This window comes from Mesorhizobium ventifaucium, from assembly GCF_935822925.1.
GTDB classification, from domain to species: Bacteria; Pseudomonadota; Alphaproteobacteria; order Rhizobiales; family Rhizobiaceae; genus Mesorhizobium; species Mesorhizobium ventifaucium.
The window spans coordinates 45165-58312 of the sequence record NZ_CAKXZS010000018.1; the positions used below are offsets into that span (position 1 = coordinate 45165).

At 62.1% G+C, this 13148-nt stretch carries 13 protein-coding genes and 1 pseudogene; 8 read left to right on the plus strand and 6 right to left on the minus strand.

The window, feature by feature from the left end:
• Window positions 1-84: 84 nt before the first annotated feature.
• Entirely contained in the window at window positions 85-1590 is a 1506-nt protein-coding gene (locus NMG70_RS16270; RefSeq protein ID WP_254025491.1) for a peptidoglycan DD-metalloendopeptidase family protein, read from the plus strand.
• Between the two features lie 174 nt (window positions 1591-1764).
• On the opposite strand, the gene NMG70_RS16275 is transcribed toward NMG70_RS16270, so the two are convergent.
• On the minus strand, window positions 1765-2640 hold the full coding sequence (locus NMG70_RS16275) for an ATP-binding protein (RefSeq protein WP_254025492.1): 876 nt from the start codon (window positions 2638-2640) through the stop codon (window positions 1765-1767).
• Between the two features lie 277 nt (window positions 2641-2917).
• Between NMG70_RS16275 and yajC the strand changes: the two genes are divergently transcribed.
• From yajC to NMG70_RS16295, 4 genes are all read left to right on the plus strand, one after another.
• Window positions 2918-3256 (plus strand): preprotein translocase subunit YajC, encoded by a 339-nt coding sequence (yajC, locus tag NMG70_RS16280; protein ID WP_065007771.1) that lies wholly within the window; start codon window positions 2918-2920, stop codon window positions 3254-3256.
• Window positions 3257-3579: 323 nt separating this feature from the next.
• Window positions 3580-6132: a protein translocase subunit SecDF gene (gene secDF / locus NMG70_RS16285; RefSeq protein ID WP_254025493.1), complete on the plus strand. Its 2553-nt coding sequence runs from the start codon at window positions 3580-3582 to the stop codon at window positions 6130-6132.
• A 15-nt stretch (window positions 6133-6147) separates the two neighbouring features.
• The gene (locus NMG70_RS16290; protein ID WP_254025494.1) at window positions 6148-6537 is read left to right on the plus strand and encodes an Mth938-like domain-containing protein; all 390 of its coding nucleotides are present in this window, start codon (window positions 6148-6150) and stop codon (window positions 6535-6537) included.
• 1 nt (window position 6538) lies between these two features.
• Window positions 6539-7390, plus strand: a complete 852-nt coding sequence (locus NMG70_RS16295) for a phytoene/squalene synthase family protein (RefSeq protein WP_254025495.1) — start codon at window positions 6539-6541, stop codon at window positions 7388-7390.
• A 125-nt stretch (window positions 7391-7515) separates the two neighbouring features.
• Here the strand turns inward: NMG70_RS16295 and NMG70_RS16300 are convergent, their stop codons facing one another.
• From NMG70_RS16300 to trmFO, 3 genes are all read right to left on the minus strand, one after another.
• The gene (locus NMG70_RS16300) at window positions 7516-7809 is read right to left on the minus strand and encodes a type II toxin-antitoxin system RelE/ParE family toxin (RefSeq protein WP_367185540.1); all 294 of its coding nucleotides are present in this window, start codon (window positions 7807-7809) and stop codon (window positions 7516-7518) included.
• Complete coding sequence (locus tag NMG70_RS16305; protein WP_254025496.1) at window positions 7793-8083, minus strand: type II toxin-antitoxin system ParD family antitoxin; 291 nt, start codon at window positions 8081-8083, stop codon at window positions 7793-7795. Before NMG70_RS16305 ends, NMG70_RS16300 begins: the two co-directional genes overlap by 17 nt.
• A 76-nt stretch (window positions 8084-8159) precedes the next feature.
• Complete coding sequence (trmFO, locus tag NMG70_RS16310) at window positions 8160-9578, minus strand: methylenetetrahydrofolate--tRNA-(uracil(54)-C(5))-methyltransferase (FADH(2)-oxidizing) TrmFO (protein WP_254025497.1); 1419 nt, start codon at window positions 9576-9578, stop codon at window positions 8160-8162.
• 93 nt (window positions 9579-9671) lie between these two features.
• Between trmFO and NMG70_RS16315 the strand changes: the two genes are divergently transcribed.
• Window positions 9672-10280, plus strand: coding sequence for a hypothetical protein (locus NMG70_RS16315; RefSeq protein WP_254025498.1), 609 nt, complete (start codon window positions 9672-9674; stop codon window positions 10278-10280).
• A gap of 377 nt (window positions 10281-10657) precedes the next feature.
• Here the strand turns inward: NMG70_RS16315 and NMG70_RS16320 are convergent, their stop codons facing one another.
• Entirely contained in the window at window positions 10658-10798 is a 141-nt protein-coding gene (locus NMG70_RS16320) for a DUF1127 domain-containing protein (protein ID WP_023802557.1), read from the minus strand.
• Window positions 10799-10852: 54 nt separating this feature from the next.
• The gene (locus NMG70_RS16325) at window positions 10853-10993 is read right to left on the minus strand and encodes a DUF1127 domain-containing protein (protein WP_006335194.1); all 141 of its coding nucleotides are present in this window, start codon (window positions 10991-10993) and stop codon (window positions 10853-10855) included.
• A 234-nt stretch (window positions 10994-11227) separates the two neighbouring features.
• Here NMG70_RS16325 and NMG70_RS16330 point away from each other — a divergent pair.
• Both NMG70_RS16330 and NMG70_RS16335 read left to right on the plus strand, forming a co-directional pair.
• A pseudogene (locus NMG70_RS16330) lies at window positions 11228-12337 on the plus strand (DUF2157 domain-containing protein).
• Window positions 12334-12969 (plus strand): GDYXXLXY domain-containing protein, encoded by a 636-nt coding sequence (locus tag NMG70_RS16335; RefSeq protein ID WP_254025499.1) that lies wholly within the window; start codon window positions 12334-12336, stop codon window positions 12967-12969. The pseudogene NMG70_RS16330 and the gene NMG70_RS16335 overlap by 4 nt, the downstream one beginning before the upstream one ends.
• The last annotated feature ends 179 nt before the right edge of the window (window positions 12970-13148 follow it).

The following is a 13148-nucleotide window of genomic DNA, read 5'->3' on the forward strand; positions in this document are numbered from 1 at the left end:
TGATTCTAGAGGTTTAACCGACCAGTAACATTAACGCGCTTTAATCACGGTCAGTCTGTACCGGGTATCTGCGGGTAAAATGCGATGCAATTCAGTATTTTGAAGGCAAACGGACGCAACCTGGCGCGGGGTATCGCCGTCCTGATCGTTGCGGGCACCGCGGCGGGATGCAGTTCCCAAGTCTCGCGGTTCAACAGCGTCGATGACGTCTTCACGTCGTCGACCAACAATCAGCGCGCCATCATCGACAAGCAGGACGCCGCCCAGCCCTATCCCGGCGATGCCGCGGTTTCGGCCGCGCCGCTCGACGGCAGCCACACCCAGTCGGTAAGCCGTTCGAGCCTCGAACCGGTCACGACCCAGCAATTGCCGCCGGTCGACCAGTCGCAGCCGGCCACCGCGTCGGCGCCCGCCGCCAGTCCGGCCCGCACCGCTTCGGCGCCAGCCGCTCCCCGGGTCGACCGGACTGCGACCGGAACCGTGGCAAAGCCGTTCAAAGAGTCACAGCCCGATGCTCCGCGCATGGCGACGGCGGGCGGCGAACCACGTGCAACCGAGATCATCGTCAAGGACGGCGAGACCATTTCCGGCCTGTCGCGGCGCTACGGCGTGCCCGCCGACGCGCTTATGAAGGTCAATGGGCTAAGCGCGACCAACGGTCTGAAGGCCGGCCAGAAGCTTGTCATCCCGGCCTATGCCTATTCGGGCAAGAAACCGGCGCCGAAGCTTGCCGACGCCCGGCCCGCGAACGACACCAAGCACGATTTGCCGGGCAAGACGCCGGAGATGGTGGCCGTGCTGCCGCAGCAGCCCAAGCTCAAGGAGGGCAAGTCCGCCGTGCAGGTGGATGGATCGGCCGCCGCAAGCCAGCCGAAGGACGCCGCACCGAAGGCGGCCGGTGCCGGTGGCCCCTACATCGTCCAGCAGGGTGATACGCTGTCGGCCATCGCCAGGAAGACCGGTGTCGGCGTGGTTGCGTTGAAGCAGGCGAACGGCATGCAGGACGGTCTGCTCAAGATCGGCCAGACTTTGAGGGTGCCGGCCGGCGGAACCGCGACGGTGGCAAATGCTAAGCCGGCAAAGGTCGATCCGGTAACGACTGCCACTACCCCGCCTGCGGCAAAGACCACGCCGTCGGATACGCTCGCCGCCTACACGCCGCCGAAGAAGGATGCGAAGGTCATCCAGCAGGCCGAGGACGACGACGCGGTCGCGCCGAACGCCACCGGTATCGGCAAGATGCGCTGGCCGGTGCGCGGCCGCGTGATCTCAAGCTTTGGCGGCGGCAAGGACGGTGTCGACATCGCCGTGCCGGAAGGAACGCCAGTCAAGGCGGCCGAGAACGGCGTCGTCATCTATGCCGGCGATGGCCTCAAGGAATTCGGCAATACGGTGCTGGTGCGCCACGAGAACGGGTTGGTCACAGTCTATGGCCATGCCCGTTCGATCGAGGTCCAGCGCGGCCAGAAGGTCAAGCGCGGCCAGCAAATCGCGCAGTCCGGCATGAGCGGCACCACCGACTCGCCGAAACTGCATTTCGAAGTGCGCAAGAATTCGGCGCCGGTCGATCCTTCGACCTATCTTGAGTAAAAGAAGTCGATCCTTCGACCTATCTTGAATAGAACAAGAAAAGCGATTGCGCGCCGCCTGACCTCCAGTCCGGCCCGCCGACTCAGCCCGCTCCGCAAGGGGCGGGCTTTTTCAGTGGCTTTTCCGGACCATGATCTTGTCCGAAAACCGGGGTCCACTTTTCGGGATCATGGTCTAATCTTGGAGCGACTTGCCGAGCCGGCCCGCCAGATCCTGGGTGTACTGCCAGGCGACGCGGCCCGATCGGCTGCCGCGCGTCGTCGCCCATTCCAGCGCCTCGGCGCGCAGCGTCTCGGGATCGATGGCAAGACCGTGATAGCGGACATATCCGTCGATCATATCGAGATACTCGTCCTGCGAGCATTTGTGGAAGCCGAGCCAGAGGCCGAAACGGTCGGAGAGCGAGACTTTTTCCTCGACCGCTTCCGACGGGTTGATGGCGGTCGAGCGCTCGTTGTCGATCATGTCGCGCGGCAGAAGGTGCCGCCGGTTCGACGTGGCGTAGAAGATCACATTGGCCGGGCGGCCCTCGACTCCGCCTTCGAGCGCCGCTTTCAGCGACTTGTAGGACGTGTCGTCGTGGTCGAAGGAGAGGTCGTCGCAAAACAGGATGAAACGGTAAGGCGCCGCCTTCAGCAGCGCCATCAGCTTCGGCAGCGTATCGATGTCCTCGCGGTGGATCTCGATGAGCTTGAGCGGCAGGTCCAGCTTTGCCGATGCGTTGACCGCCGCATGCACGGCCTTGACCAGCGAGGATTTTCCCATGCCGCGTGCGCCCCACAACAGCACGTTGTTGGCTGCGTAACCGGAGGCGAAACGCTCGGTGTTGTCGACCAGTATGTCGCGGACGCGGTCGACCCCGCGGATCAGACCGATGTCGACGCGGTTGACCTTGCGCACCGGCTCCAGATAGCCGGGAACAGCCTGCCAGACGAAGCAGTCGGCCCCGCCGAGATCGGTTTCCGGCACCAGGGGAGGGGCGAGGCGGGCGACCGCCTCGATCAGGCGGTCGAGCTTCTTGTTCAGGGCTTCGATGGTGCTGTCGGTCATTCTTGTCTTTTGTTTTTGCATTCAGGAAGGCACGGAACCTATTGATTCCGGCGGTTTCGGAACCGGCTCCAACCTTTTGTTAGGGCACGGTCTTTTCCGAGAACCGCGCTCCATCTTTCGGGACCATGCTCTAACACGGCTCAACCAGCCGGAAAAGCAGCTGAAATGCTCGGCCGCAGTTGCATTGGCAACTTTACCGACTATATTCCGGCCAAATTTCACGGGGCCGCCAAATTACCCGTTTGGCGGCTGTTTTTCAAAATTCAGGAGTACTTCGATGTTCGTGACACCGGCATATGCCCAAGGCGTCGGCACCTCCCCGGATATGTTCATCAGCATTTTGCCGTTTGTCCTGATTTTCGTGATCATGTATTTTCTGATCATCCGGCCGCAGCGCACGCAGTTGAAGAAGCGCGGCGAGATGCTGGCGGCGGTTCGCCGCGGCGACACGGTCATCACTGGCGGCGGTTTCGTCGGTAAGGTGACCAAGGTGATCGACGACAACGAGCTCGAGATTGATCTCGGCGGTGGCACCAAGGTTACGGCGCTGCGCTCGACGATCGCCGATGTGCGCGTCAAGGGCGAGCCGGTGGCGAACCAGAACGCCAAGAAATAACCGGATTGTCGGCGGAACGATTGGCCAGGACGCCCTGACCGACAACGTCATTTGTTGTTTTTTCGCGCTAAGGACCACTCTGATCTGGTTGGCCGCCCGTCACAGGGCGCCAACGAACTCGTGATGCCGTTGCGCGCTGGTCCCATGCCGACATGATTGACAATAGTTGAAGAAAGCCCGATGGCAGCACCAAAGTGACTGACCCGTGCTCGACAATCGCCGATGTCCAGTCCAAAGGCGAGCCGGTGGCGAAGCAGAACGCCAAGAAATAACCGAATTCCAGGCGGAACGATCCGCCAGAACGCCGTGACGGACGACGCCATATGCTTTATTTCTCGCGCTTCAAGATGATCCTGATCTGGCTGGCCGTGGCCGCCACAGTGATCTTCGCTGCGCCCAATCTTTTCTCTGCCAGCACGTTGGCCAAGCTTCCCGACTGGGTGCCGAAGCGCCAGATGACGCTCGGCCTCGATCTGCAGGGCGGCTCGCACATCCTGCTCAGGATGGACCCGAACGATCTGACCAAGGATCGGCTGGAGACGACGCGCGACCAAATCAGGACACTGCTTCGCGATGCCAAGATCGGTTACACCGGCCTTGCCGGATCAGGCCGGACCGTGCAGGTCCGTATCACTGATCCCGGCCAGGTCGATGCCGCCAAGACCGCGCTGAAGACACTGACCGACCCGGTGGCCGCCGGCCTGTTCAGCGGCGGCTCCGTCCAGGAGATGTCGCTGGATGATTCCGAGCCCGGCCTGCTCAAATTCACCGTCACCGATGCCGGCATCAAATACCGCACGTCGACGGCGCTGGCGCAGTCGCTCGAGGTCGTCGAGCGCCGCGTCAACGAACTCGGCACCACCGAGCCGATCGTGCAACGCCAAGGCGACGACCGCATTCTGGTCCAGGTGCCGGGCCTGCAGGATCCGCAACGGCTGAAGGACATTCTTGGCCAGACCGCCAAGCTGACCTTCCAGATGGTCGACCAGTCCATGCCGGTGCAGGACGCGCTCAACGGTCGCCCGCCGGCGGGATCCTCGGTGTTGTATTCGCAGGATGATCCGCCGGTTCCGTATCTGATCGAGAACCGCGTCATCGTTTCGGGCGAAAATCTCGTCGATGCGCAGGCGACGTACAATTCCCAGACCAATGAGCCGGTGGTTTCGTTCACCTTTGATTCCAAGGGAGCGGCGCGTTTCGGTCAAGCCACCTCGCAGAATGTCGGCAAGCTGTTTGCCATTATCCTCGACAATCAGGTGATTTCGGCGCCGCAGATCCGCGAGCCAATCCTTGGCGGCAGCGGCCAGATCTCGGGCAATTTCACCGCCGAGAGCGCCAACGACCTCGCCGTGCTGTTGCGTGCCGGCGCGCTGCCGGCGACGCTGACGGTGATCGAAGAGCGCACGGTAGGCCCCGGGCTCGGCGAGGATTCCATTCACGCCGGCAAGGTCGCCGGCGTGATCGGCTCCATACTCGTCGTCGTGTTCATGTTCGTTGCCTATGGCTTTCTCGGTTTCATTGCCAACATCGCGCTGGCGGTGCATGTGGCGATGATCATCGCGTTGTTGTCGTTGCTTGGCGCGACACTGACATTGCCCGGCATCGCCGGCATCGTCCTGACCATCGGCATGGCGGTCGATTCAAACGTTCTGATCTACGAGCGCATCCGCGAGGAGCGGCGAAACGGTCGCTCGGTGATCCAGGCGATCGACACGGGTTTTTCCAAAGCGCTGGCGACCATCGTCGATTCGAACGTCACCTCGCTGATCGCGACCGTGGTGCTGTTCTGGCTCGGGACCGGGCCGGTGAAGGGCTTTGCCGTAACCTTCGCCATCGGCATTCTCACAACGGTGTTCACCGCCTTCACCTTCACCCGCCTGCTGGTGTCGATCTGGCTTCGCCGCACCCGCCCGAAGGAGTTGCCGCGCGCGCCGGTGACCTTCGTCCCGCCGGGCACGCGAATTCCGTTCATGGGCATCCGCCGCTGGACATTCGCGCTGTCCAGCGTGCTGTCGATCCTGGCGGTCGTGTTGTTCATGACCGTCGACATCAACTACGGCATCGACTTCAAGGGCGGTTCGCTGATCGAGGTCCAGGCCAAGGATGGCACCGCCGATATTGCCGACATCCGCGGCAGGCTTTCGGAACTCAACATCGGTGAAGTGCAGGTGCAGCAGTTCGGTGACCCGAACGACGTCTTGATTCGCGTCGGCACGCAGGAGGGCGGCGAGAACGCCGAACAGACCGTGATCGACAAGGTGCGCGGCGAGTTGCAGGACCATTACGATTTCCGCCGCGTCGAGGTGGTGGGACCGACGGTTTCCGGCGAGCTCGCCAAGCAAGGCACCATCGCCATGCTGATCGCGCTGCTCGGAATCCTGGTCTATGTCTGGTTCCGCTTCGAATGGCAGTTCGCGGTCGGCGCCATTATCGCCACGGTCCACGATGTGGTCATGACGATCGGCTTCTTCGTTATCACCGGTCTCGAATTCAACCAATCCTCGCTTGCGGCGATACTCACGATCATCGGCTATTCGCTCAATGATACGATCGTCGTCTATGACCGTGTTCGCGAAGACTTGCGAAAATACAAGCGGATGCCGCTGCCGCAATTGTTGAACAACGCCATCAACGAGACGCTGTCGCGAACGACGCTGACCTCGGTGACGACGATGCTGGCGCTGCTGGCGCTGGTGCTGTTCGGCGGCGAGGTGATCCGCTCGTTCACGCTGGCGATGCTATTCGGCGTCGTCTTCGGAACCTATTCGTCAATCTTTATCGCCGCGCCACTGCTCATCCTGTTCAAGCTTCGGCCGGGGACCGCGACGGCCGATGAGGCGAAGCCGGTGAGCGGCGGCAAAGCCATAGCAACCTGACGGGCGGCCAACGGGATGACCAAAGGCATCGTCATCCGTGAAGCGCATTTCCCCGGCCGCGCGCCGATTGAGGCCTATGGCAACGGCGGATTTCGTTTCGCCGACATGTCGCATCGCGGCTCGCTCCTGTGCCTGCCGTCGGGCATCTATGGCTGGGAGCCGGCTGATCCCCTGGCACTGACGGCGGCGGATTTCGCCAAGCTGCTCAACGAGGCTGACCAGGTCGAGATCCTGCTGGTCGGCGCCGGCAAGGATCTCAGGCCGTTGCCGGCGGCGCTGCGTGCTGCGCTGAAGGCGGCGGGCATTGCGGCCGATCCGATGTCGACTGGTGCTGCCGTGCGGACCTACAATATTCTCCTGGCGGAAAACCGTGCGGTGGCCGCCGCGCTGATTGCCGTCGAGTGACGTGAGCGAAAACGCCAAAATCGTCATGGAAACGGTGCGCGCCGCCGACCACGACCGTTATCTCGCGGCGCTCTACGCGCCCGAGGACAAGCGCGATGCGCTGTTTTCGCTCTATGCCTTCAATGCCGAGATATCAGGCATCCGCGACCGTATCCGGGAGGCACTGCCGGGCGAGGTGCGGCTGCAATGGTGGCGCGATGTCATAGCAGCGGAGGACGCCGGGGTAGGCACCGGCCATCCCATCGCCGACGCGTTGGCGGCGACGATTTCCGCCCACGGCCTGCCGAAATCTGCCTTCGACAACATGCTCGAAGCCCGTATTTTCGATCTCTATGACGACCCTATACCGTCGCGCACCGATCTGGAAGGCTATTGCGGCGAGACCGCGGCGGCGCTCATCCAGCTTGCGGCGATGGTGCTTGATCCCGTGGCAGCGCCGCGTTTTGCCGAACTTGCGGGCAGGGCAGGTTGTGCACAGGCGATGACCGGCCTTTTGCTGCTACTGCCATTGCACCGCAAGCGCGGGCAGTGCTTTGTCCCGGCCGATATTCTGGCTGCGGCAGGGTCGTCGCCGGAGGAGTTCGTTGCGGGCGATGGCGGGCCGGGCGCAGAACGCGCTGTCGCCGCGATGATCGCGCTGGCGCAGGAACATCTTGCCGCTTTCGAAAGCGGTGCATCGGCTTTGCCGGTTTCGTTGCGACCGGCATTTCTGCCGCTGGCCTTGTCGCGCGCCTATCTCGGCAAGATGGAGAGCGTCCGTCGCTCGCCTCTCAAGGGCGTGGCACGGCTCTCAGCGTTGCGCCGGCATTGGCTGCTGTTGCGTCGTGCAACGCGAGGCTGGCCGGACGCCTGAATGCTGACAGGGATGAAGGAAACCGTGGAGGAACGGAAAGCCGGAACTGCCACCGCGATCATTGAGGTGAATGAGTAATTGTCCATCACGATGGATCGGTCGATCCGCCATCGCGCATAAGCGTTTCATAGTCGCGGCCGCCGTAGAAGATGTTCACAATACGGACGAGATCGGCTTCGACAAGGTAAGCGATGATGGCGGAATGCTCGAACGGAACTGTTCGCAATCCTGGCACGATGTCGTCGCGCCGGGCGGCCACCGCGAGGGGCATTGCCGATGTTTTGGCAGCGGTCTTCGAGACGCAGAACGAATTTCAGTGCGATGTCAGCGCTTCCGCTAGCCTCGGCGATGTGTCTGAATATTGCTGCCAGATCAAAGCTGGCGCTTTCGCGATACTCGACCTCAAGCCGCCGAATCATCGGCGCGGCTCGAATACTGCGCGAAAAATCCCTTAAGACGGTCGCGAACCTCCTCGCCAGAAAGGTTCGGTCTCATATCTTCAATCGATGCCTTCACGCGCGCCCTGATCGACGCCATGCGCTCGGCATGCTCTTCCTCCTCGCGCTGGAAGGCGCGAAGTGCTGCGCGGATGACTTCGCTCGCCGAGCCGAAGGAGCCGTCCTCGACCTTTTCGCGGATCATGCGCGCCATGGCTGGCGTGACGGTGACGAACAGTTTCTCGGCGGGCTCCATGAAATTGCTCCTAGATGGAGAGTAGGATATTATCCTACTCTCCATCTCGCCCGCTCGACAAGAACAGACAGGCGGACTATTCCGCCGCTTCCGCTTCCGCCGCCGCCGATGCCAGCCCCAGCCATTCGCGGCAGTCGACCAGCGCGCGTGACGTCACCGCACGCCGCTTGGCGACGGTCTTGTCCTTGCCGCGCAGGCGTTTTCCCTCGGCTTTCGGCGCTTCCACCGGAGGGAACAAGCCGAAATTGATGTTCATCGGCTGGAACGAGCGCTTTCCCGGCTCGTCGTCCGAAACGATGTGGCCGCCGGTGATGTGGTTGAGCAGCGCGCCAAAAGCCGTGGTCAACGGCGGCAGCGCCGGCGCATGGCCCAAGCGCTCGGCGGCGGCAAAGCGCCCGGCAAGCAGGCCGATGGCGGCACTTTCGACATAGCCCTCGCAGCCGGTGATCTGGCCGGCGAAGCGCAGGCCGGGCCGCGATTTCAACTGCAGCGAATGGTCCAGCAGCGTCGGCGAATTGATATAGGTGTTGCGGTGCAGGCCGCCGAGGCGGGCAAACTCGGCGTTTTCGAGGCCAGGGATGGTGCGGAACACGCGCACCTGCTCGGCGTGCTTCAACTTGGTCTGGAAGCCGACCATGTTGTAGAGCGTGCCCAGCGCATTGTCCTGGCGAAGTTGCACGACGGCATAGGCCTTTACCGACGGATTGTGCGCATTGGTCAGCCCCATCGGCTTCATTGGCCCATGGCGCAGCGTTTCGACGCCGCGCTCGGCCATGATCTCGATCGGCAGGCAGCCGTCGAAATAGGGCGTGCCTTCCCATTGCTTGAATTCGGTCTTTTGGCCCTCGAGAAGCGCCCCTACGAAGGCGAGATATTGCTCCTTGTCCATCGGACAGTTGATGTAATCCTTGCCAGTACCGCCAGGTCCGACCTTGTCGTAGCGCGACTGGAACCAGCAGATATCCATGTCGATCGTCTCGAAATGGACGATCGGCGCTATGGCATCGAAGAAGGCGAGCGCATCGGCGCCGGTCATTTCGGCGATCGATTGGGCGAGCCCAGGTGCGGTCAGCGGTCCGGTGGCGATGATCGCCTGCTCCCAATCCGCCGGCGGCAGGCCGGGCACTTCCTCGCGCTGGATGGTGATGAGCGGATGCGCTTCGAGCTTTTTTGTCACCGCTCCGGAAAACCCGTCGCGGTCGACAGCCAGCGCACCGCCGGCCGGCACCTGGTGCGCGTCGCCGGCGCTCATGATCAGCGAACCGGCGAGCCGCATTTCGGCGTGCAGCAGCCCGACGGCGTTGGTCTGCGCATCGTCGGAGCGGAAGGAATTGGAACAGACGAGCTCGGCCAATCCATCCGTCTTGTGCGCATCGGTGCCGCGGATGGGACGCATTTCATGCAGCACGACGGGAACGCCGGCCTCGGCCGCCTGCCAGGCGGCTTCAGAACCGGCCAGGCCACCGCCGATGACGTGAATGGGATTCTTGTTCATGAGCGCCGAAATAATCCTTTGTAGCTGCGATTGCAATTACACGAGCTGGCCGCGTTGTTGCCGCCAAGTGCTGCAATCGTCTACTGTCGGAGAATGGACGGGGTGCTCGGGATCTTTGCCAGAGCGACATTTCTGACAGTCGTGATCGCCGTGGGCGGATCAGCGGCCGCCGGCGAACTGGCCGCGACGGCTTCCAACCGGATCCCCATCTGCCACGGCTACAGTTGCAACTATCGCACGATGCTGGCGCTTGGCCCCGGTGACGGCGCGCGTTTCCGCTCTATCCTGCGTGCCGGCGCCGGTTCGCCCCAAGCCGAACGTGCCGCCATTTCGAAGGCTGTTCGCTATTTCGAGCAGCGCATTTTCCGGGCCACCGGCATTCGCGATCTGCCGCAATCGGAATTTGGTGCATCGCGAATCAGGGGCCAGATGGATTGTGTCGATGAATCGACCAATACCCATGCGCTGCTGGTCTATCTTGCCGAGCGAAAATTGTTCAGGTTCCACAAGGTCGAGGACAAGGCCTCGCGAGGCTTGTTTGTCGACGGGCGCTATCCCCATTGGACGGCAGTGATCAGCGACCGCAGGGGCACCGAGTGGGTGGTGGATTCCTGGTATGCGCCGATGGGCGGCGCACCGGACATTTTTCCGCTCAGCCAGTGGAAGAAGCGGGGCGTGCTGGAAAGTGGTGCGCTCGACTGACGACAGGGACTTCCCCGCCAGAACGTTCTCAGAGTGTCCCTCGACCCTGAAAAACAACAACACCCGCCGGGGGAGGAGGTCCGGCGGGTGTCGTTTTGCTGGTCGATCCTCGGGAGGAGGTGAAGATCGACCGTATTCGTCATCGCCGGGGAGGAGGTCGGCTTTGACGAAATTCCTTTCGCCTGATGAAAGGGGGCGAAACCCTATTGGACGAAATCATTTCGCCCCGGGGACGAAATTTTTTCGCGCTGGGAAACAGCGCCCGCCGCGGGAGGAGGTGCGGCGGGCGCCATTTTTGTGGTCAACCCTCGGGAGGAGGTGAAGGCTGACCGTATCCGTCAGGGTCGGGGAGGAGGTCGACCCTGGCGAAATTCTGACTAGATCGCCTTGCGGGCGATGCTCTTGATCTCTTCGCGGACGATGCCGAGATCATGCAGCTGGCGGTTCGAAAGGCGACCCAGCTCAGTAACCGTCGAGCGATAAACGCGCCAGTTACGATAGTTGCGGATCAGGTTCATTGTCGTTCTCTTTTCAAGTCAAACTGGTTCGGACCATTTGCGGTCCGAAGAGGATTAGACCGCCTTGCGGGCGACGTAGTGGATGTCGCTGCGGCTGATGCCGAGGTCGGTCAGTTCACGGTTGCTCAGGCGGCTCAGCTCGGAAACGGTGTCCCGGTAGCGGCGCCAGTTGCGGTAGTTGCGGATCAGGTTCATGGTATTCTCGTTTCGTCTTTCTTCCGGATCATTCCGTCTTTGTGTACGCCCAGAAAATAGGTCGGGTCATATCGATTTAAAAGCGCTATTGGTGCATGGCAGCAATGCAAATTGTGCAATGCACAATCACCTGCAATTCTCATCTTCGACGTAGATAGAACCGAATCGGAAAATGCCGTTGCGTCAACGGTTTGTCCGGGTCGGCTGAAGAAACGACTAAGCTGGGAGAAAGGCATGGCGAGCTATTCGTCGCGGGTCAGGGCCGATATCACACGATGGCTGCAGGCTGGCCTGATCGACGCCTCGACGGCCGACGCGCTGAAGCGCGACGTCGAGGCCAATGAGCGCAAATCACTGAGCTTCGGCTCCATCCTGGCGGTGATGGCGGCGTTGCTTTTTGGTGCGGCCGTCCTGATCTTCGTCGCCGCCAACTGGGAAGCCATCCCGCGGCTGGCGCGGGTGGCAGCGCTCTTCGCTATCCGGCTATGTCGGCGGCGCCGTGCTGAAGACACGCGACCATGCTGCAATCGGCGAGGCATTCTGGATCGTCGCCGCAGCGGCATTCGGCGGATCGATCGCGCTGATCGGCCAGATGTACCATTTGTCCGGCGATGAAGCGTCGGCCTTGATCACCTGGGGCGCGGGCACCGCCTTGGCGGCAGTTGCGCTGCGCTCGAACCCGCTGACCGTCACTTCTGTCGGCATTGCCGACGCGTGGCTGTTCCTGAAAGGGTTCGACTATTTCAGGCGCACGGAATTTCCGCACCTCTTCGTCGTCATGGCGATCGTGTTGTTCGCCATTTCGTTCTGGACCCGCAGCCAGGCGGCGCGGCATCTGATCATCCTGTCGGTCAACTTCTATCTCGTGCTGTTGTTTACGGAATATGAAACGCTGCAGGTCGCCGTCCCGCTCATTATCGTGTCGGCGCTGCTTTTCGCGGCTGCGATCTTCGCTGCCGGGCCCGTTGACCGGATATTGCAGATTGGCGGCCGGCTGCCCTTGCACGCGCTGATCGGATTTTTCACCGCCCTGGCGATGATCCAGTTCGAACTGGCCGATTCAAGCAGCAGCAACAGCGGCTTTGGCATTGCCTCGGCCGTTGCGCTTGCCGGCATTGTCGCCGCAATCGTGCTGGGCGGCCGCGAGAGCAGGGCTTGCGCTGGGTTGCCTATGCCGGCTTCGCCTTCGAACTCGCCATCATCTATGTGGTGATGTTGCAGTCGATGCTCGACACGGCAGGCTTCTTCCTTGCAGCCGCTGTGTTTGTTGGCCTGCTGGCCCTTGTCATCCTCCGCGTGGAAAAGCGCATGAGTGCCTCGAGCGTGGAAGGAGCGGCGGCATGATGACCGGTAAAAGACTAATCATTTCAGCGCTGGTGCTGGCGCTCGTCCAGATCGGCTTCCTGAGCTGGATCATCGCCGGCCGGGCGGCGATCCTGCGCGACGGCAAGCAAGTGCTGCTGAGGGTCGAACCGATCGATCCGCGCGATCTCCTTCGCGGCGACTACATTGTGCTCAGCTACGACATTTCGCGCCTGCCGGTGAAGCTGATCGCCAACATTCCGGCCGGCAAGCTGGCGAGCGACGATACGCCGATCGTGGTCAGGCTGAAGCGGGACGCCGACGGCAATTGGGGCGCAACCACGGCCTGGTTCGGGCAAGCGCCGGCGCCGGCAGCGTCCGACGAAGTCGATATCGTCGGGCATGTGTCAGAAGGGTGGGATCTCAGCGCAGCCACGACGATCGCGCCGGATTACGGCATCGAGCGCTTCTATCTGCCGGAAGGCGAGGGGATGGCGATCCAGAACGACATGCGGGTGCGGCCGTTCGGCGTCCGCGTCGCAATCGCAGCCGATGGCGCCGCGCAGATCAAGGCGCTGATGGACGGCTACAAGACGCTGTTCGAGGAACCGCTTTTTAGAATTGGCCCGGATGAATTGGGAAACCGTGGCCGGCTCGGACAGCACCAAACATGACCATTAACCTGACGACACGAGAAGATATATGGACGAAGGAAGCACGCGCCGGCCGCTGCCTCGATGGCGATGCTGGCGGTGATGGCCTCGCAGGTGGACTCGACCCCCCAAACGCCTTCCGGTACAGGAACCTTAGTCCACTGTTCGAGGGGAGCAGTCGTGCGGGTAGAGGGACTCGA